The organism is Syntrophobotulus glycolicus DSM 8271, from assembly GCF_000190635.1.
GTDB classification, from domain to species: Bacteria; Bacillota; Desulfitobacteriia; order Desulfitobacteriales; family Syntrophobotulaceae; genus Syntrophobotulus; species Syntrophobotulus glycolicus.
Genome location: NC_015172.1, coordinates 1,082,188 through 1,102,468 on the forward strand (window position 1 = coordinate 1,082,188; position 20,281 = coordinate 1,102,468).

Genomic DNA, 20,281 nt, shown 5'->3' on the forward strand with positions numbered 1-20,281 from the left:
GGGAAGCAGAGCTTTTTCCCGGAGGAGGGAACAGGATGGGCTCATCCTTTGCCGGCATAGCGACAGCGACATCAGGACTGAGCGTCAGTCAAAGTCAGCTGAATACGACAGGACACAATATTTCCAATGCCGATACGGCAGGCTATGTCCGCCAGCAGGTCGTGCAGACAGATGCCTCTTATCTCAAATCCGGTCAGTACCAGGTCGGTACGGGGACACGGATCGAAACCATACGCCAAATCCGCAGTGTATTTCTGGACAGAATGTACCGGAACGAGCAAAGCACGCTCAGCTACTGGCAGATCCGGTCCAGCACTGTTGAAAGCATTGAGGCGGCCATGAATGATCTGGCTGATGACGGCGGTGTCCAAACCGCGCTGGACGAATTCTTCGCCGCCTGGGAAGAGGTTGGCAAGGACCCGGAAAGCTCCTCGGCAAGAGCCTCTCTTTTGGGGTATGCCGGTTCCCTGGTGGAATTGTTCAACCAGCTTGAGACCCAGCTGGATCAGATTCAGACCAATCTTGACGAGCAGATCGTGTCCATGGTGGAGGATATCAATACGATCGCCGGGCAGGTGGCGGCGTTAAACAAAATCATCGCCCGCTGCGAGGTCAACGGCGATCGGGCCAATGATTACCGGGATGAGGTGAATTCCTTGTTGGACACCCTGTCCCAATATGTGAAGATCAATGTCACAACGGACAGCAACGGCATGTACAACGTGTCTGTCGGGGGAGTCAGTCTCGTGAACGGGACAAGTGTCAGTGAGCTGTCCTGTGCGGCCAATCTCGCAAACGGGTCCTTTCACACGGTTTTCTGGGCGAACAGCGGTCTGGAGCCGGACCTGAAAAGCGGGATGCTGCTCAGCCTGATGGAAGCCCGGGGGGACGTGGACGGAAGCGCGGGCAGCGCCGGAAACGGTTCCCCGCTGGAATCCGGGGCAGAAGAGGAGGACGTTGACGCGGACGCCGCTGTCTATGATTTCACGGGAGAAAGCGAGAACCTGATCGCCGAGCTGCGCAGCGGCCTCAACATCATGGTCAGTCTCCTGACGCGGAAAATCAATGCCCTGCACAGCGGCGGGGAGGGTCTGGACGGCAGTACCGGAATCGACTTTTTTGTCAAAATCGATGAGGATCTCCCTTTTGAGATCGGCAATATTCAGGTTAACCCGCAATTGGAGGAGACAGACCTGATCGCGGCCTCCAGTATCGGCGGCGGAAACGACGGGGCTGTTGCCGCCGAAATCGCGGCCTTTGCCGAGACGGAGTATTTTCACTGTGACGGACTGGCCATGACCATCAGCGCCTATTATTCCGAGCTGGCAGGCTGGCTGGGGACGGAAGGCGAGGAGGCCGAAAGCGCCGCCGCCAACCAGGAGACTCTGGTCGAGCAGGCTGAATCCAGCCGGGAATCCCTATCGGCCGTGTCTATGGATGAGGAACTGGCGAATTTGCTCAAATACCAGCACGCATACAATGCCAGTGCCAGGGTGATGTCCATGATCGACGGCATGCTGGGTAGACTGATTGAAGAAACGGGACTGGTCGGGAGGTAAACGAAATGAATTCATTTTTTGGGTTAACGGTCGGACTGAAAGGCCTCACCGCCAGCCAGGCCGCATTGAATACCATCAACCACAACATCAGCAATGCCGGCACGACCGGCTATTCCAGACAGGTTGTCGCCCAAAAGGCTTCCCGGGCCCTTGCTGCCGCCAATGGCGCCGGGATGGTCGGGACAGGGGTGGACATCACCACGATTGTCCAAATCCGCAACGTGTTTCTGGATCGCCGTTACTGGCAGGAAAATGCCCAATATGGGGAGTGGCAGGTGAAAAGCTCCTCTCTTTCCGAGCTCCAGTCCCTGCTCAGCAGTTCTTCCACCGACGGGCTGGATGATGCCTTAAGCAGCTTCGTGTCCGCTCTGGAGGATCTTGCCGGCGATCCCAGTGATGATTCGGCCCGGTCGTCGGTTAAGGCCGAGGCCGAGGCCTTTTGCACATATTTAAACAATATGGCCTCTACGCTGGAGGATCTGCGCTCCGAAGCCAACAGCGCGGTCAAAACCAAGGTAGATGAGATCAATTCTCTGGCCGGCCGGATTTCCGCCTTGAATCAGCAGATTTACAAGGCTGAGCTGACCGGAGGCACGGCCAATGACCTGCGCGACCAGCGAACGGTATTGGTCGATCAGCTTTCGGAGATCGCCAGTATTGAAGTCAGTGAGACAGCGGTCGGAACCTTGGCTGACGGACAGGAAGACTTGCGGTTCAGCATCAAAATCAACGGAGTGAGCTTAGTCAATCATTTCAGTGTGAAAAAGCTGGAATGCTCTGCCATCAGCGACGGCTCGGCCAGCGACGGCCTGTATGAGGTCCGCTGGGCCGAGACCGGAAACGAGGTAACCTTCACAGGCGGGGAGATCAAGGGTGATCTGGATATGGCCGGCGGGGACGGTCAGGACGGGGCGTTCAAAGGCATTCCCTATTACCTGGGCCAGCTGAATACCTTTGCCCAGACTCTGGCCAAGGCCTTTAATGAAGGGGTCTACGCCGATGGAGAAACTTACGGCAGCGGGCACGCCGGCGGGGTCGGCCTGGATGACGGCACGGGAATCCGGTTTTTTTCCTATGACGGATTATCCTCGGAGGAGCTCATGGCGGGCGGAACAGATCTGGCCTCGATTTATGGCAAGATTACCGCGGCCAATATCTCCCTGAGCGCGGAGGTGGAAAATGATCCCGGTCAGATCGCGGCCTCTTCCGTGAGCGGGGAAACGGAAAACAGTGCCAACCTTACTGAATTGATCGCCATGTTCAGTGATTCCGGGGTGTTTGCCAACGGCTCTCCGGAAGAGTTCATCAATGCCATCTACACCACGATAGGGGTGGAAACCTCTCTGGCGGGACGGATCTCAACCCTGCACGAAAACATCGCCGCTCAGATTGACACCAACCGGACTGCGGTAGCGGGAGTTTCGCTGGACGAGGAAACCTCCAACCTGATCAAATACCAGCTGGCCTATAACGCGGCGGCCAAGGTGATGAGCGTGATGGATGAAGTTCTCGATGTGACGATCAACTCTTTATTCGCGGATTGAAAGAGGTGCCAAGATGAGAATCACCAATACGATGATCATTCAAAACACGATTGCCAGGATTAATGATAACCTGGTCAGGCTTTCCAAGCTGCAGGCCCAGGCCTCGTCCCAGAAAAAGATCGAGGTTCCTTCCGATGATCCGGTAGTGGCCTCCAGGTCTCTGAAGCTGACCAGCTATGTCGCCAAGATCCAGCAGCAGCAGAAAAACGCCGAGGACGCCGGCTCCTGGATGACCTATACGGACTCCGCCCTGGAACAGATCGGCGATATCTTAACCACCATCCGGGAAAAGACAGTAGAAGCGGCAAACGGAACCCTCACCGCCGAGGACCAGGCCAAAATCCTGGCGGAAATCGAGGAGCTGGAGAGCGGGATCATTGAGATCGCCAATTCCGCTTACGGGGGCAGGTATGTCCTGGCCGGCTACAGTACGGATGAAGCGCCGGTAGAGGCCGTCTCCACCGCGGTGGGGGACATGATCACTTACAACGGAAAATATTTATCCCTTGGCGGCGTGGTCTCAGCTTCGGTTTCCGACAGCGATCTGGAGGCTTTTTATTTGGACAATATGGATCACATCAGCGGCCAGGCGGAGCTCACTTCAGCTGTCTTTACCAACTATACGGCGGCTTCACCGGCCCTGAGCTTTACCGTAACCCTGGACGGAGTCAGCCAGACCATCAGCCTGACGGACGGGACCACCTATGATCCTGATTCTCTGGCGGCAGCCCTGCAGAGCGGGCTGAACAGCGCTTTCCCTTCCTCCTCCGGCCAAGTCAGCCCCCTGATTGAAGTCAGTCAGACCGGCGGAAAAATCGTGCTTACGGTTCAGGATGGCGACAGGATAGCGATCAACAGCGGGACGCTCGAGGTCAGTGAGCTGGGGTTTGCCGATGGGATGACCTCCGCGGCCGGGGACAGCGAGGAGATTCGTTATAAAGTGGGGACCAACAACTGGGTGACGGTCAATGTGGAAGGCTCTGACGTTTTGGGCGAGGGGACGGACAACCTCTTCAATACGCTCGCCAAGCTCAAGCTGGCCTTGAGCGGGGAAACCCAGTATAAGACGGCAGCCTATGACCAGACGAGCGGTGTCTCTGTTGTGACGGAGGATCTGGACCTATCCGGACTGCTGGCGGATCTGGATGACGACATCAACCGGGTTCTGGTGGCCAGAGCCGAGCTGGGGGCCAGAACCGGCTATGTGGAGCTGACCCAGACCCGGTTGGACAACAATGAGCTGACCTATACGGAATTGCTTTCCCAAAATGACGATGCCGATCTGGCCGAGGTCAGTATTCATCTGGCCAGCGCCCAGGCGGCCTATGAAGCCACTTTAGCGGCCGGGGCCAAGGTCATGCAAAACACTTTGCTGGATTATATCAAATAGGAGGGAGCGCCCGATGACGAGCATCAGCAGTTATTCCACGACAACCCGGATCACCGGACTGGTCAGCGGTTTGGATGTCGACGGCATTGTGGAATCCTTAATGGAGGCCGAGGAAATCCCTCTGGAAAAGTTAAAGCAGAAGCAGCAGCTGCTGGAATGGAAACAGGATGCCTACAGGGAAGCAGCCAATTTATTGAGGGCTTTCGCCGATCAATATCTCAATTACGCCAACTCCTCCTCCAACATGCTTTCCCAGTCCGCTTACCGGCAATACGCCCTGAGCTCCAGCGACGAATCCGTGGTAACCATCACCGCCGGCACGGAGGCGGCCGCCGGTTCACATACCGTTTCGGTCCAGAACCTGGCGGCGGCCGCCTCGTACAAAAGCGCCGCGGCGGTGACCAGCCCGATAACGGCCTCCGCCGCCGCCGATTTCACGGCGGCGGCGGGAGGGGACTTTATCGTGGAGCTTGACGGGACCCAGTACCGGGTCAGCCTGGCTGAAGGGACGACCGGTCCGGAGGATCTGCAGGAAGCGATCGATGAGGCGGTGGGAAGCGGCAAAATTAAGGTCTCGGATACCAATGGAGACGGAACCGGGAGGATCACCCTGACCAAGGCTGAGGACAGCGGGATCGGCACGATCACCCTCAGTGACGCCGGTGATAGCGGCACCCTGGCCGCCCTGGGCTTTTCCGGGGAGGATAGTCTGACCAATTATCTGGATACCACGGCCACCCTGGAGGAAATTTCCGCCAGACTGGCGACGCCGATTTCCTTTGATGCCGGGGGAGAGGTCAGCCTGACCATCAACGAGGTCAGCTTTACCTTTTCCCAAAGCACCACACTTGCCGGGATGCTGGAGGAGATCAATGCCTCCGGGGCCGGAGTGACCATGACCTACAGCACAGACAGCGACAGCTTTGTCATCACGGCCGATCAGACCGGGGCGGGCCGGACGCTCAGCCTCAGCGAAACGGACAGCGCCTTTCTGGAGGCCACCGGGCTCAGTGTCTATACGGCGGGAGAGGACGCGGTGGTCCTGATCGACGGTCAAAAATACACCCGCAGCGGCAATTCCCTGACCGTAAGCGGCATCACCTATACCCTGAAAGCGGAAAGCACCGAGACACAGACCGTAGCGGTGACCCAGGATACCGCCGCTGTCTATGAAAAAATAAGCGGCTTCGTGGAAGCCTACAACACCCTGATTGATTCCATCAACAGCATGATTTCCCAGGAATACGACCGGGACTATCAGCCGCTGACCGCTGATCAAAAGGCCGAGATGTCTGATGATGAGATCGAGGCCTGGGAGAAAAAGGCCAAAACCGGAATGCTGGAAAACGATTCAACCCTGGCCGCTCTGCTGCGAAATATGCGTTCGGCCCTGTATACATCGGTGAGCGGGGTTTCCCTTCATCTCACAGAGATCGGGATCACGACCAGCAGCGCTTATGAAGACAAGGGCAAGCTGATCATTGACGAGGAAGCGCTGAAGGAGGCGATCGAATCCGATCCGGAAGGGGTGATGGACCTGTTCGCCCAGGAATCGCAATCCTATTCCGGGACGACGACGGTCGTCAACCTGACAGCGGAAAAAAGAAAGGTGCGGACGAGTGAAGAGGGACTGGCCTACCGGATCTATGATCTTCTTCAGGACAATATTTCCACTTATACCGGAATTGACGGGCAAAAAGGACTGCTGATCGAAAAAGCCGGCCTGGAAGGCGACGGCTCGGAATATGACAACACCCTGACCGCCCGCCTGGAAAAATACGGAGAAGAGGTGGACGCCATGCTGGCCAGACTGGAGGAGAAGGAAGAGTATTATTATGAAAAATATTCGGCCATGGAGACCTATATCAGCCAAATGAACACCCAGCTGGAAACTCTCCTGTCCTACCTGGAATAGGAGGGAGCTGTGATGGAGCGGGAAATACAGGACAGCGGCGGTCTGCGGGAAGAGCTGAGGATTCTGGGGGAGATCCGGCGCAACTGGCTCCGGCAATCCGAGGCTCTGGAGCGGGGGGATGCCGGGCTGCTCGCCAGCTTGCTGGCCGAAGGCCAGGGCTATCTGGACGAGCTGGCCCGGGGAGGACAGCGGGAGAACCTTTCGGGAGAGGCGGATTCAGGAAAAGAGGAGGACGACAGCAAGGCGCGGGAGGAGATTCTCTCTCTGCTCCGGGAAATCATTGCCCTCAGCCGGGCCGTCTCGGAAAAGGCCTCCAGGCAAAAAATGCTGGCCGCCGAAAGCTTACGGCGGCTGCAGCTGAACAAAAAAGCGCTCCGTGAAGGATATCTCAAAAAAGTCCCCCAGTCGTACGGCTATTTCATCGACAAAAAGATCGGCCGGTAGGCAATAACCCGTGAGGAAGTGAACGCTGATGCGGAAAAAAACCCAATCTGATTGATGAACGGCAGGGAATGCCGAGAGCGGATGGGAAGCGTCAAGGAGGGATACTGATGCTGGTAGTCGGAAGAAAGCCCGGCGAGTATGTGATGATCGACGACACCATCAAGATCAAGGTCGTAAGAACGGAAGACGGCTGTTTGCGGCTGGCGATCCAGGCCCCGCGGGAAATGAGAATCCTGCGGGGCGAGATATACGAGAAAGAAAAGCGCAAAAAAGTCAGATTGTCCAGGGCAGAGTGTTTCAGGACAGATTACGGTATTTGGACAGACGGCAACCCGGGAGCCGGAAGTCAAATATAAAAAAAACTGAATAAAAAGGCGGAAAAGGAAGTCCGCCGGAGGAAAAACAAGGAGGTAAACCACCATGAAAATCAACAGCAATATCGCGGCCCTCAACACGTTGAACCAACTGACCCAAAACGAGAAAAGCACCAACAGCTCCTTAGCCAAATTATCTTCAGGCTTGCGGATCAACAGTGCGGCCGACGACGCGGCGGGCCTGGCGATCAGCGAGAAAATGAAGGGCCAGATTCGGGGCCTGGATCAGGCCAGCAGCAACGCGGAAGACGGGATTTCCCTGGTCCAGACCGCGGAAGGAGCCCTGTCGGAGACCGAGAGCATCCTGCAAAGAATGAGGGAGCTCGCCGTCCAGGCCGCCTCTGATACCAATACCAATGCCGACAGGGTCAATATCCAGGATGAATTATCCCAGCTGATCGATGAAGTGGACCGCATCAGCCAGACCACTCAGTTTAACACCAAGAACCTGCTGGACGGTTCGATGAGCGGCATCGTGGCGGCGGACTCGGCCAATGTCCTGACCAACACCCAGCTTTCAACAACAGCAAGCACGGATGTCCTGACGGCCTTAACCGATGACAACGGGGACAACCTGGGCATAGAAGAAAACGATACGATCAAGGTATCCTGGTCGGTCAACGGGGAATTGCAGACCGCTTCCCTGACCGTAGGCAGCAGTGACACTCTGGCCACCCTGTTTGGGCTGGCTGATCTGGCCGCCGACGGCACGGCCGTCGTTGACGCCTCGACAGGGGATATCGCCCTGACGGCCTTTGGAGCCGGGTTTGCGGGCGCGATCGGAGCGATAACCGTTGAGGTTTACGGTGCGGACGGGAAGGAAAACGCGGAGGCGTCCAGCATCCTTTCTTCCTTCAGCGAAACCACCGCCGCCCAGGAAGGCAAGGCCACAGACGGACGGTGCGTTCTGCAGATCGGGGCCAACTCCGGTCAGACCATGAATGTGACCATATCGGATATGGGGGCCGACGCTCTTGGGATCGCCAATCTGGATGTGTCCAGCCAGGACGGGGCCAATATCGCGATTTCCGTGATTGATCAGGCCACCTCAAAGGTATCTGCTCAGCGCTCCTATCTGGGGGCGGTGCAGAACCGTCTGGAGCATACCATCAATAACCTGGACACGGCCGCGGAAAATCTGAGCGCGGCCCAGTCCCAGATCGCCGATGTCGATATGGCGGCGGAAATGATGGAGTACACGAAGAACAGCGTGCTGACTCAGGCCGCCACGGCCATGCTGGCCCAGGCCAATCAGCAGCCCCAGCAGGTGCTGACCCTGCTCCAATAAAAAAACGCTGCAAATCATCTGTCCGGGAAAAAGGCCTTAGGTTTCTAAGGCCTTTTTCCGTAGGGAGCGGATGCGGAAAGGAGCCCCGGCGGCAATGAGCATGCTTCAAAAACAATACCGGCAAAACTACCTGCAGGCGGCCGTTTTCACAGCGAGTCCCGAAAAATTAACGTTATTGCTATACACCCATCTGGTCCAGGCGCTCAGGCAGGCCGGGCAGGCCATGGAAAAGAAAGATCCTGAAAAAACCCATCACTGGATCCTCAAAGCCAAAAAAATTCTCCTCTACCTGGAGAACACCCTTGATCAAAAATATGAAATTTCCGCAAGCCTGTCCCAGTTGTACACCTGTATGTACCGGCTTCTGACCGGGGCCAATGTCAAAAAGGACCGCGAGGCTCTGGAGCAGGTCCTGCATCTGGCCGGAGAGCTCAGAGACACCTGGGCCCAGGCCAGCGAGCTTGCCGGGGGCGGCCGCCCGGCAAACGACGGAAAGTAGAGGGAGGAGGGCCGGGCTGCCGTTTCCCTCAAGAGTTGTCTTGCGGGATGAGGCCGGATTGCGCTATGATGGAACAAATGGCTGCGCAGGGAACCGGAGTCAACGCGCAGAGAGAGGGGAGGCGGAGGAGTGCGGCCCGGAACCATGATTTCTGAACATAAGCTGGCGGCGGTCCTGCTGGCGGCCCTGCTGACGATAGCCGCCCTGGCTTTTCTGGTCAGGCTGCCGGGGATGATCGGCGGCGCGCCCGCCAGTGTGACCGTGAGCGAACAAAACGGGGTCTACGACCTGTCCGCTCTTACGGACCTGGAGGGAACTGTGATCCGCCTGGCGCCCGGGACAACCTACTATCCCAATACCTACCTGGCGCCGGAAAACCCCGGGGCCGCCCAGCCGGAAAGCGTGGAGCGCTACGCCCAGCTGCGCGCCGACTACCTGTCCCAGCGCTTCGTTCTGAAGCTGCCCGCGGGCAGCGGCGTTTATGCCCTGACCTTTAAGCTTTCCGGACGGCACGCCCTGCGGGTCTATGTCAACGGCGAGCCGGCCGGGCAGACCGGCAGCTTGGGGACCACCCGGCAGGACACCGAGGTTTGGGAGAACAATATCACCTGCTACGCGGCCCCGCAGGACGGTCAAATGGACATTATCCTGCACAGCGCCCAGTTTTACCATGCCAAACGCGGGGCCTCCCTGGCCCAGCTCAGCCTGGTGAAAACCGGACCGGCAGTCCAGCCCGGCTTATCGGCGCAGAGCAAGGGCTTCTTGGTCATGGGCGCGCTGCTGTGCGCCGCCCTGTTTTTGCTTTGCATCTTTCTGCTGCAGCCGGGCAGCCGGGCCACCCTCTGGTTTGCCCTGGCCTGCCTGGCCATGGTCTTGCGGGAGGGCTTGCAAAGCCAGGCCTGGACCTATTTTTCCTTTATTCCGGGCCGCCTGTCCTTTATGCTGGAATACCTCAGCGTGGTGCTGCTGACCGTCTTTTTGTCCCTTTATCTGGGGCAGTATATCAACGGCCGCTTCCTGCGCGCCGTTCAAGCCGCGGCGATCACCGGCTCCGGAATTTACGGCCTCGTCCTGCTCTTGACCGGTCCCGTTTTTTACACCTCCGTGCTCAAATATTACCAGGCCTTGCTGGTCGGGTGCATCGTGGGCGGGGTGACGGGGCTGTTCTGGCAGATGCGCCGCCCCGCCGGGGAGCAGGCCGCCGCTTTATACGGGATCGCCGTCTTTTACCTGGCCGCCGTGGGGGATATCCTGATGTACAGCAATCTCTTCGGGGGAACGCACCTCAACGTCCCGGTCAGCGAGGCCGCCATGCTGATCTTTGTCCTGGCCCAGACCGTCTCCCTTTTCCTCATGAACAACCGGGTGCTCGCCGAGGCCAGAGCGGCGGAGCAAAAGCTGGCCCTGGAAAAGGAAGTCCTGGCCGGGCTGAACCGGATGAAAACGGAATTTTTGGGTAATGTTTCCCATGAGCTGAAAACCCCGCTTACTGTGGTCAGCAGCCATAGCCAGCATGCCGCAAGCAGCCTGCCCCAGCGGCCCGAGCTGGCGGAAGCGGCCCGCTCCCTGCGCCTGATCGAAGGGGAGGCGGCCCGGATGGCCCTGATGGTTTCCCAGCTTCTGGATGTCAGCCGTATTGACGAGAGCCGGATGGTCATGGAAAAGAAAAGAGAATCGGCCCTGGAAATCATTCAGGCTGCCCTGGACGATTACTATCCCGTATTCTCCAAAAACCACAACACCTTGAAGTTGAAAAAGGAGGGGAACATTCCCCCGGTCCTCTGCGACCGCAGCCGGATCATTCAGGTTCTGGTCAATCTGCTGACCAACGCTGTCCGCCATACCCGGGACGGGGAAATCACCGTCACCGTCCGGGGCGGGGAAGGAGAGGCCGCGGTCACGGTGGCCGATACCGGCGAGGGCATCCCGCCCGAAAGCCTGGCCCGTCTCTTCGAGCGCTATCACAGCCGTCCTTCCGGCATGGAAAAAGCCCGGGCCGGCGGGGATACCGGCACGGGCCTCGGGCTGTACATCTGTAAATATATCATCGAAGCCCACGGCGGGGAGATCAGCGTGGAGAGCGCCCCCGGCCGGGGAACCCGGGTCAGGTTCACCCTGCCGGCGGACGACGCTCCGTAAAAAGACGGAGGCCCTCGGCGTATCCCATATATGATAAACAGAATTTTTAGAATAAGAATTTGCCGGGGAGCCGTCTCAGGGCGCGTAGACCGTTCGCAGGAAAATGTAATTCTGACCGGCGGCGGACAGCTCGAAAGCGCTGCCCTCATCCAGCCGCAGCTTCTGGCGCAGGCGGGAGACATGCATCCGCACTGTATTGCCCATCGTTTCCGGGGGAGCGCTCCAGACCGCTTCGTAGATCCCGGCCTGGCTCAGCTCCTGCCCCCGGTTTTCCACCAGGTAGAGCAGCAGCAGGAATTCCTTGCGGGTGAGGTCGATCGTCTCCCCGTTCAGGCGGACAAGGCCGGAGGTCAGGTTGATCTGCAGGGGCGGGAGGGAAATTTCCCCCGTGACCGTCCCCCGCCGCCGGAGCTGAGCCGCCACCCGCGCCTGGAGGACGGAAAAGCTGTACGGTTTGATGATATAATCGTCCCCGCCCCGGTCCAGGCCGGTCACGATATGGCCGTCCCCGCCCATGCAGGTGAGGAAAATCACAGGCACCAGAGAGATCTCCCGGATTTCCCGGCAGAAATCATAGCCCGAGCCGTCCGGCAGCAGGACATCCAGCAGGACCAGATCGGGCGGGCTTTCCCACAGGCAGTTGCGGGCCTCCCGCAGGGTCTCCGCGCAGCACACCTCATAGCCCTGCTCCTCCAGAAACGCGCGGTTGACCTGGAGCACATCGGTTTCATCCTCCACCAGCAGAATCCGCGTCTTCTTCATCCTACCCCGCCTCCCGGACCGTCCCTCTGCAAGCAGGGGCGGCTTTTCTTTTTGTTCATTATACCATACCTTCCCCTAGGATCAGCCCGCAAACCGGCGGAAAACGAAAGGGGGTCTGAGGCTTGTCCCAAATTCGTCACCGGTGACGAATTTGGGACAAGCCTCAGGCAGAAAGGGGACAGGTCCGGCATGCGCGCGGGCTTGTTTTTTTGGGAATTTGTTATCTTTAATACCGGCAGAAGGCCATGAACGGCCAGGTGAGGGAACTGCGCCTGATCGGCGGCTCCCGGGCCGTCCCCGCCTCGATGGCGGCAGCGCTGAAGGATCTTCTGGGACTGTAAGCGGGAAACCGATCGAAAAGGATAATTTGCATCAAGGAAGAGGCAGCCCGTCCGGGCGGCCTCTTCCTTTAGATTACCTTTAAATTAATATCAACATATTGATAACTCATTTCATATGTAATATAATTGCACTACAAATCCAATGAAATGAGGTTGTGTTTATGGCAAAGACCATTCAGGTCCGAGTGGATGATAAGTTAAAAGATTCTGCCGACGCGCTGTTTACATCGTTGGGGCTCGACACATCAACGGCAATCCGGATGTTTTTGGTGGCCTCTATGGAAGCAGGTGGTATTCCGTTCGCTGTAACTCATGTCACTGATCATGATTCGGCTATTCGCGAGGCGATTGAATATCGCAAAGCAGGAGGACATTTTTATACCAAAGATGAATTTCTGACACATATGAGAGAAGCTATCGCAGAGGGTACAAAAAATGCCGACTCATAAATTTTCGGTGCAGGTTTCCGATGCCGCATACGGCCGAATGTATTCACACGTTGAATTTCTTGCACGAGTCAGTGTTGCGGCGGCAGAGCGACTTTATTTGGAATTGGAAAAAGCCCTTGTATTTCTTGAGGACAGCCCAAAAAGCTGTCCGGTTTATATACCCCAAACACCTATTGATGCCGAACTCAGGTATAAATTGTTTAGCGGACGATATCACTGCGTCTTTGAAATAATCGGTGATGCAGTTTATGTTTATGATATTCAAGACTGCCGCCAGGATACAGACAAAAGTCTCCTTTAGCCGGAACAAAAGTATCATAAAACAATGGCAGAATTAGAAGCAATGGAAAAAGAGTAACTTTGAGTCTATACCGGCATCCATAGGAAGGACTTGGAGACCCGGAGCCGTTAAACGGCGTAAAAATCACGATAAGGACAGGAGCTGTAAAGCTCCTGTTTTATTTGCAATCAAAATTTGCGGATAACAGCTTTGTTATCCCCGCCCATCCTTCCCGGAAAATTTGCTATCTTTAAGACCGGCGGAAAGGCCAAACGGAAAATGCCCGCCTTGACGGCGGGCAAGCCAAATTCTATGGGACAGGAGGTTATGGCCATATTGACAATTACCCGCGTGGACACCCTGGATAACCAAACCCTGGACATCGAGCTCAGCAATGGCAGTCTGATCCTGTTCAACCTCAGGCCCCTGCTGGACGAGGACCCGGCCTACGCCTGCCTGCGGGCGGAAGCCTTGCTGCCGCGGCCCCGCACCGACGGGAAAAGTATCTTCTGGCCCGGCGGCCCCCGCCTGGCCCTGGGGGAAATCATGACCCTGCTCAACCGGCAGGGGAGCATTTGAAAAGACGAGGAGGAGAAAGAGAAATGAGAGCAAAAGGAAGAAAAATCCTGGCCCTGCTGCTGGCGGCCTGCCTGCTGCTGGGCCTGCTGCCGGCGGCGGTATGGGCGGACGAGCTGACCCAGGCGGAAACGACCCTGGACGTTTCCCGGCTGACGCGGGATTATCCTAACAGTGACGGGCACAAGTGGTCGTACTATGACAGCGCCAAAACGCTCCAGATTTACGGCGGCGATGGGAGCAGCGACAACACGTTCACCCTTACGGGTACAAACAGCGGGCTGAAAAAGATAGCTGTCGCCAACAGCAGTGTTCATCTGGTGCTCGACGGGGCGGAGATCACCGTTTCCGCCGGCAGCGGCATCGCCACAGCGATTTACGCAGCAGGCGAGCTGACTGTCCGAAACGGCAGCACGGTCACAGCTGTATGCAGCGAATTCGGCTACGGCATTCGTGTTGAAGGAGACATGAACGTCAAGGGGAGCGAGGTCCGGGCCGAAGGAATCGATCAAAGCGAGGGGATTTATGTCAAAGGCGGTCTGACGCTGGAAGACAGTACGGTCACCGCTTCCAGCAAGGGCGCATTATGGGCGAATGGTGACCTGTATGTTGAAGGGGATCTGACGGTTGATCACAGTACCCTCACCGCGCAGGGGGAAAGCAGAAGTAACGGGATTGAGGTAGGGAAAGCCTATTCGGCCATTCCGGCCGATCTCATCATTAAAAACGGCAGTGCGGTTATGGTCTCCGGATCACCAAAAGTCGCAGGCACTGCCATTCAGGTCCCGAATGGGGCGGTCAGCATAGACGGCAGCACGGTGACCGCGCCCGGGTCGATAGGCGGAATTTATGCGGAACAGGACATGACCATCGAAAACGACAGCACGGTTTCCGCCTCCGCCGACAGTATAAGTGCATGCGGCATCTGCGCCAAGTTGGGCCGCTTGACCATTAAGGACAGCGCGATCACGGCCGAAAGCCTGGGTACGGGCGGCAAAGGCCTCCAACCAAGCGGAAAGCTTACGGTTGCCGGCACAAGCACGATCACGGCTTCCGGAGGCGGCTCCGGAATTTACGCTATTGGGTCAAGCCTCAGTGAGCAGGAACCCCACCTCGCGGTCAGCGGCGGCACGCTGGATATTACCGGGGGGACAGGGGCGGTTCAGTGGAACATCGGGAATATCGTGATCAGCGGCGGCAGTGTTAAAGCAAACGGCGCGCTGGCTCCCGCCCCGCAAAATGCCGCCGGCACCCCTGTCTACCTGACCACCCTGACCCTGAGCGGAGCGGGCGCGGCTCAGGCGGTGACCGGCACGGTCACTCCCGCTTCGGGCAGCTACAGCCTGGACGGCGTAAAGACCGCTGCGGACGGCAAGCTCTACTTCTGGCTGCCGGAGGGCGCGGCGGACGTCGACCTGACGGTGGAGGGCGTACGCTACACCGGCAATCTGAATGTAGAGGCAAACAACAGCAATGCGCTTGTGCCGAATCCACACTATTTCCAAGGGGCGGGGACGTCGGCTGAGGACCCCTACCTGATCGGAAGTGCCGCCCAGCTGGCCCGCTTGGCGCAACTGATCAACGCGGGCAATACCGCTTATCAGGCGGCCTATTACCGGCTGACCGGCCCTTTGGACCTCTCCGCTTATGCCGAAGGCGCGGGCTGGACCCCCATTGGAACGGACGTGGACAACTCCTTCCGGGGAAGCTTTGACGGCAATCACCAGACCATCAGCGGGCTGACCATAAGCAGACCGGCGACGGCGACCTACAGCGGGCTGTTCGGCTATGTCAGGAACGGAACCGTCGAAAACCTCGGGCTGACGGGCGTCAATATCAGCGGCGGTGAAAGCACCGGCGGGATAGCGGGGGTACTGCTCAAGGTTCCCGATACAGCCACAGCGGCTGCCATTACCAATTGTTCTGTCACGGGAACGGTGAGCGGCAGCGTAAAGGTCGGCGGCATCGCCGGTTCCATGAGCCAGGCCGTCGATACGGCTTCCATTGAACAATGCTATGTGACCGCCACGGTGCAGGCCACGGGAGATAAGGCCGGAGGCATCGTGGGAGACATTCTTAACGGCACGGTCAGGAACTGCTACGCCACCGGTACCGTAAGCGGCGCAAGCTATGCCGGCGGCATCGCGGGCAATGTGGTCCCCGGATATCTGGAGGCCTGCTATGCCATGGGGGCCGTGAACGGCGATATCTCCTACGGCGAATACGTGGGCGGGATCGCCGGCTACTGGTACGGCATCGGCAGCTTCAAAAACTGCGCGGCCCTCAACCCCTCGGTTGCCGGGAAAACGAATGTCGGGCGCGTGGCGGGGAATTCCGGAGGAATAAACAACCACGCCTTTGCGGAAATGAGTGTGACCACAGGCAGCACCACGCAAAACAACGTCATCGGAGCGGCCAATGGAGCAGACCTGAACGGAGCAAACGCCGACCCGGCAGCGCTCAGAACCGCGGCTTTCTGGACCACGACCCTGGGCTGGGATGGCGCGATCTGGACGCTGGCCAACGACCGGGCGCCTGTGCTGGCGGGGCTTAACGGCCAGGACGGAGCGCTCGGGGATCATCTGAAGAGCACCCCGGCGGCAGGGGATCTGCAATTTACCCTGCCCACTGACCATATCTACACAGGCAGCCCCCGGGGCATCGGCACTGTGACCGCCAAAAGCGGTGTAAGCGGCCTGGGAGAGATCACGGTCAACTACAACGGCAGCGCAACCGTTCCCGCCAATGCCGGTACCTACGCGGTGACGGCGGATATCGCCGCGGGCACGGCTTATCGGGCCGCAACGGGCGTGAGCCTTGGCGATTATACCATCGGCAAGGCCACTGTGAGCGGGATCAACCGGACCCTGAAAGTGGAAACCGGCCTCGCGGCCAGCTACCCATTTGACTTGACGGACCTGCTGCCGGAGGTATCCGGCCTGAACAACGTGGTCTATAGGATCGAGACGGTGAGCAACAGCGGGGACGGACTGCTGAGCAGCGAGCCGTCCTCCGGCCCGGTCACCTCCCCCCTGACCCTGGAAGTGGAGGACGTGGCGGAAGCGGACAAAACCGCGACCGTCTCCGTAATCGTCTCCAGTGACAACTACGAAGATTTCACAGCGGTGATCACCGTAAGAAGCGCGATCAAAAGTCAGGTCACGGTGACCGGCGGCAGCGGCGGCGGAGAATACGCCTCCGGGGATACGGTCACCCTCACGGCCGGCCAGCCCCCCTCCGGCAAGCGCTTTAAAGGGTGGAGCATCAGCCCGGACGTCACTTTCGTGGAAAGTACGGACAGGACCAGCCAGACGGTCAAATTCACCATGCCGGAACAGGCCGTGACGGCAACAGCGGAGTTTGAGGCGATCCCGCAAAGTTCGGGAGGCGGCGGAGGAGGAGGGAGCACCAGTTCGGGAACCGAGGCCGGAGCAAGCATCAATCAGGCCATTAATAACGGACAGAGCCAGGCCAACGTCACCCTGGCCAGGGGAGCCAACGCTGTGTTCAGCGGTTCCGACCTCAGCCGGCAAAACAGCGGCGGTCTCACCGTCAGCCTGCAATACCCCGGAATGCAAATCGCCCTGCCTCCCAACACCGTGCCGCCCATGAGCACGGGAAACAGCCTGCGGATCGGGGCCGAGCCCATTAGCGGAGCGTCCGCTCTCGGCGCGCTCCACGAGGAGGCTCCGGATCTCAGGGGGATCGGAGTGGCTTATCAGGTCACCTTCAATCAGGTGAGCAACGGGGGGAGCGCGTCCATTACCCAGCTCAGCGGGCCGCTCACCCTGACCTTCGATATCCCCGGGGCGGCGCTGAGCGGAATCGACCCGGCTTCCTTACGTGTTTACAAGACAGATGATCGTGGGCACAGCGTGGAATTGGGCGGACAATACCAGAACGGCAGGATCACGGTCAGCACCAGCCACCTGTGCAGCTTCTTCATCATGGGGAAGGTCGCCAAAGAACGGATCTCCGGTCAGGACCGCTATGAAACGGCCGCCGCTGTCAGCCAAAAGGGCTGGGAACAGGCGGAGAGCGTTGTCCTGGTCAGCGGGGAAGCCTATGCCGACGCCTTAAGCGGCTCGGTCCTGGCGGGCGTCCTGGAGGCGCCGGTACTCCTGACGGGCCAGGAAACTCTGAATCAGGCCGCCCTCAAAGAAATCGAGCGCCTGCAGGCGAAGACGGTCTACATCATCGGGGGAACGGGCAGCGTTTCAGCGGGCATTGAAACAAAGCTGAAAGAGAAATACCAGGTCGAACGCCTCCAGGGAAGCGACCGTTACCGGACAGCGGTGGCGGTGGGCGCCAAGATCAGAACCCTGCAAACCTTTGACAGCGTTATTCTGGCGACAGGAGAAAACTACCCCGATGCGCTGGCTGTGGCTCCATTCGCGGCCGGGCAAGGAACGCCCATTCTGTTTACGGACGGTAACAGCTTAAATGAAGCAAGCAAACAGGCCTTGAAAGACTGGGGAATCCAAAGCATCGTCATTGTGGGCGGCGAGGGAGCCGTGACAGCATCGGCGGCGGGAGAGATCACCGGGCTGGGAATCAAGGCCGAACGTTTAAGCGGAGCGGACCGTTACTTGACGGCGCTGGCCGTCGCCCGGCACTACGGAGCGGACACGGAGGCGAAGCAAGTCGTCGTCACCACAGGGGAAGGCTTTGCCGACGCCCTGGCGGGAGCTCCGCTGGCGGCGAAGAACGGCTATCCGGTGCTCTTAACGGAAAAAACCCGGCTCAGAGAGGAAACCGCGGCCTATATCAGAAGCCTGACCCTGGACAGTGTTCTCATCCTGGGCGGGGAAGGAGCGGTATCCGCTGAAGCGGCGGACGCCATCAAGTAAGGCAAAGAATAAGACCGAGCAAGAATAGACCGAGCAAGAATAAGACCGATCACAGAAGAGGCAGCCCGCTCAGCGGGCTGCCTTTTTCGACCGGCAAGCAGCCAGGCCTGGACCTATTTTTCCTTTATTCCGGGCCGCCTGTCCTTTATGCCGGAATACCCCAGCGTGGTGGTGCTGACGGTCTTTTTGTCCCTTTATCTGGGGCAGTATATCCGCGGCCGCTTCCTGCTCTTTACCGGCCCCGTTTTTTATACCTCCGTGCTCAAATATTACCAGGCATTGCTGGTCGGGTGCATCGCAGGAACATTCCGTTGACTTCACACATACAAATGTGTAAAATGTTACACATAGAAAGGGTGATGTTTCATGGCGACAAATTTGTCTATTGATTCGGAACTATTGGATGCCGCCCTAAAGGCAGGCGGCCTGAAAACAAAAAAAGATACGGTCAACCTGGCCTTGGAGGAGTTTATCAAGAGACGTAAAGCAGCGGATATTATCGCCCTCTTCGGCAAAATTGAATATGACAAAGATTATGACTACAAAAAAGAGAGGCAGCGCTGAAGATGAAAGTACTGGTGGACACATCCGTGTGGTCTCTTGCTTTGCGGCGCCATGAACAAGGCGAGTTTGCCCAAAAATTGTCCGGGTTGATCAGGGAAGCGCTTGTGGTGATCATTGGACCTGTTCGGCAGGAGCTTTTATCCGGGATTTCCAATGAAGCGGTCTTTTCCGATCTGAAAGAAAAGCTGGGGCAGTTTGACGATCTGCCGATTACGACCTATGATTATGAAACTGCCGCTCAGTATGACAATATTTGCCGGAAACATGGCGTGCAGGGTTCCCATATTGATTTTCTGATTTGCGCGGCAGCCGGCAATCATGACCTCCTGATTTATACGACCGATCAGGACTTTAAGCATTTTGCCGCATACCTGCCGATACGCCTCTTATAAAGAAGGAAAATAAAAAAGGATAACTGATAAAAAATCCTCCCCGGCTGTTCGGAATTCTGAACAGTTGGGGAGGATTTTTTTGCTGCCCTTAACCAGGCGTTTTATTTCCTGGTTAAGGGCAGCAGCATATCCGGGGCGCTGAGAATCACCCGTGTGGACACCCTGGATAATCAGCTCCGCGAGATTATCCTTTCACTCCGTCTATTTTTGCCTCGCGATTCCTGAGCCGTTTTTCAAGGAGGGCAACCAGCCGTTCCAACAGCAAACAAATTACCCAGTAAATGATCGCGGCATCAAAATACATTTCTAAAAACCGGTATCCTTCAGAGGCAATGATTTTGGCGACCGCCATGATCTCCACCACTTTAATGGCAAAGACAACGGCCGATCCTTTAATTAATCCGATAAAGACGTTGACAAAGTTGGGCAGGGCGATGATCAAGGCCTGCGGCAATATCACACGGCAGATCCCCTGGGCAGTGGTCAGCCCAACGGAATAAGCAGCTTCGATCTGACCGGAATCGATCGAATTCAAGGCCGAGCGGATATATTCGGAATGATAGGCGGAAGCATTGATGGTATAGGCCAATAAGGCACAAGCCAAAGGGGGGATCTCATCGGGAAATATTCCGGCAAACTCCCGGTTAAGAAAGCCAAGGGCGATCGGAGTCCCGTAAAAAAAGACATAAAGCTGGACTAAAATCGGGGTTCCTCTGATAAATGAAACATATACGGCAGCTATTTTAGACAGCACCGGTACCTTATAGATTCGGCACAGGGCAATCAGCAGCCCCAAGATCATGCCCAAAAACATGGAAACAACCGCAATGAGGAGTGTCACCGGCACCGCGCTCAATACCGCGGGAAATTGCTTCAGGGCAAAATCCAGACTGAAAATATTCAACGATTCATCAC

The 20,281-nt window shown here is 57.5% G+C and carries 19 protein-coding genes; 16 read left to right on the forward strand and 3 right to left on the reverse strand.

Annotated features, from left to right (window positions below; all coding sequences use genetic code 11):
- The first annotated feature begins 35 nt into the window (after window positions 1-35).
- From flgK (SGLY_RS05485) to SGLY_RS05525, 9 genes are all read left to right on the forward strand, one after another.
- Window positions 36-1,559 (forward strand): flagellar hook-associated protein FlgK, encoded by a 1,524-nt coding sequence (gene flgK / locus SGLY_RS05485; protein WP_013624284.1) that lies wholly within the window; start codon window positions 36-38, stop codon window positions 1,557-1,559.
- A gap of 5 nt (window positions 1,560-1,564) precedes the next feature.
- Window positions 1,565-3,103 (forward strand): flagellar hook-associated protein FlgK, encoded by a 1,539-nt coding sequence (gene flgK, locus SGLY_RS05490; protein ID WP_013624285.1) that lies wholly within the window; start codon window positions 1,565-1,567, stop codon window positions 3,101-3,103.
- Window positions 3,104-3,116: 13 nt separating this feature from the next.
- Window positions 3,117-4,493: a flagellar hook-associated protein FlgL gene (gene flgL / locus SGLY_RS05495; RefSeq protein WP_013624286.1), complete on the forward strand. Its 1,377-nt coding sequence runs from the start codon at window positions 3,117-3,119 to the stop codon at window positions 4,491-4,493.
- A 13-nt stretch (window positions 4,494-4,506) separates the two neighbouring features.
- Window positions 4,507-6,408 (forward strand): flagellar filament capping protein FliD, encoded by a 1,902-nt coding sequence (gene fliD, locus SGLY_RS05500; RefSeq protein ID WP_013624287.1) that lies wholly within the window; start codon window positions 4,507-4,509, stop codon window positions 6,406-6,408.
- A gap of 12 nt (window positions 6,409-6,420) precedes the next feature.
- Window positions 6,421-6,852 carry a hypothetical protein gene (locus SGLY_RS05505; protein WP_013624288.1) on the forward strand — a complete coding sequence of 144 codons (432 nt, stop codon included), beginning with the start codon at window positions 6,421-6,423 and terminating at the stop codon, window positions 6,850-6,852.
- A gap of 107 nt (window positions 6,853-6,959) precedes the next feature.
- Window positions 6,960-7,208 carry a carbon storage regulator gene (locus SGLY_RS17480; RefSeq protein ID WP_013624289.1) on the forward strand — a complete coding sequence of 83 codons (249 nt, stop codon included), beginning with the start codon at window positions 6,960-6,962 and terminating at the stop codon, window positions 7,206-7,208.
- Between the two features lie 64 nt (window positions 7,209-7,272).
- The gene (locus SGLY_RS05515; protein WP_013624290.1) at window positions 7,273-8,514 is read left to right on the forward strand and encodes a flagellin N-terminal helical domain-containing protein; all 1,242 of its coding nucleotides are present in this window, start codon (window positions 7,273-7,275) and stop codon (window positions 8,512-8,514) included.
- Between the two features lie 94 nt (window positions 8,515-8,608).
- A complete protein-coding gene (fliS, locus tag SGLY_RS05520; RefSeq protein ID WP_013624291.1) occupies window positions 8,609-9,013 on the forward strand; it encodes a flagellar export chaperone FliS in 405 nt (134 codons plus the stop codon).
- Window positions 9,014-9,574: 561 nt separating this feature from the next.
- The gene (locus tag SGLY_RS05525; protein ID WP_242822984.1) at window positions 9,575-11,152 is read left to right on the forward strand and encodes a sensor histidine kinase; all 1,578 of its coding nucleotides are present in this window, start codon (window positions 9,575-9,577) and stop codon (window positions 11,150-11,152) included.
- 75 nt (window positions 11,153-11,227) lie between these two features.
- Here SGLY_RS05525 and SGLY_RS05530 read toward each other — a convergent pair whose 3' ends face one another.
- The gene (locus tag SGLY_RS05530) at window positions 11,228-11,914 is read right to left on the reverse strand and encodes a response regulator transcription factor (protein WP_013624293.1); all 687 of its coding nucleotides are present in this window, start codon (window positions 11,912-11,914) and stop codon (window positions 11,228-11,230) included.
- Between the two features lie 226 nt (window positions 11,915-12,140).
- Window positions 12,141-12,290: a hypothetical protein gene (locus SGLY_RS18090; RefSeq protein ID WP_169312012.1), complete on the reverse strand. Its 150-nt coding sequence runs from the start codon at window positions 12,288-12,290 to the stop codon at window positions 12,141-12,143.
- Between the two features lie 126 nt (window positions 12,291-12,416).
- On the opposite strand from SGLY_RS18090, the gene SGLY_RS17030 reads away from it, so the two are divergent.
- The 7 genes from SGLY_RS17030 to vapC all read left to right on the forward strand — a co-directional run bounded on the left by SGLY_RS17030 (window position 12,417) and on the right by vapC (window position 19,366).
- Window positions 12,417-12,704, forward strand: a complete 288-nt coding sequence (locus tag SGLY_RS17030) for a type II toxin-antitoxin system RelB/DinJ family antitoxin (protein WP_013624294.1) — start codon at window positions 12,417-12,419, stop codon at window positions 12,702-12,704.
- Entirely contained in the window at window positions 12,691-13,005 is a 315-nt protein-coding gene (locus SGLY_RS05545) for a type II toxin-antitoxin system RelE/ParE family toxin (protein ID WP_013624295.1), read from the forward strand. The genes SGLY_RS17030 and SGLY_RS05545 overlap by 14 nt, the downstream gene beginning before the upstream one ends.
- A 258-nt stretch (window positions 13,006-13,263) precedes the next feature.
- Complete coding sequence (locus SGLY_RS05550) at window positions 13,264-13,563, forward strand: hypothetical protein (RefSeq protein WP_013624296.1); 300 nt, start codon at window positions 13,264-13,266, stop codon at window positions 13,561-13,563.
- Between the two features lie 23 nt (window positions 13,564-13,586).
- Window positions 13,587-18,410, forward strand: a complete 4,824-nt coding sequence (locus SGLY_RS17035; protein ID WP_013624297.1) for a cell wall-binding repeat-containing protein — start codon at window positions 13,587-13,589, stop codon at window positions 18,408-18,410.
- Between the two features lie 147 nt (window positions 18,411-18,557).
- Window positions 18,558-18,725 (forward strand): hypothetical protein, encoded by a 168-nt coding sequence (locus SGLY_RS17845; RefSeq protein WP_174260703.1) that lies wholly within the window; start codon window positions 18,558-18,560, stop codon window positions 18,723-18,725.
- Window positions 18,726-18,776: 51 nt separating this feature from the next.
- Window positions 18,777-18,974 (forward strand): type II toxin-antitoxin system VapB family antitoxin, encoded by a 198-nt coding sequence (locus SGLY_RS05565; protein WP_013624298.1) that lies wholly within the window; start codon window positions 18,777-18,779, stop codon window positions 18,972-18,974.
- 2 nt (window positions 18,975-18,976) lie between these two features.
- Window positions 18,977-19,366: a type II toxin-antitoxin system VapC family toxin gene (gene vapC, locus SGLY_RS05570; protein ID WP_013624299.1), complete on the forward strand. Its 390-nt coding sequence runs from the start codon at window positions 18,977-18,979 to the stop codon at window positions 19,364-19,366.
- A 184-nt stretch (window positions 19,367-19,550) separates the two neighbouring features.
- Here vapC and SGLY_RS05575 read toward each other — a convergent pair whose 3' ends face one another.
- A complete protein-coding gene (locus SGLY_RS05575) occupies window positions 19,551-20,270 on the reverse strand; it encodes an amino acid ABC transporter permease (protein WP_013624300.1) in 720 nt (239 codons plus the stop codon).
- Between the last annotated feature and the right edge of the window lie 11 nt (window positions 20,271-20,281).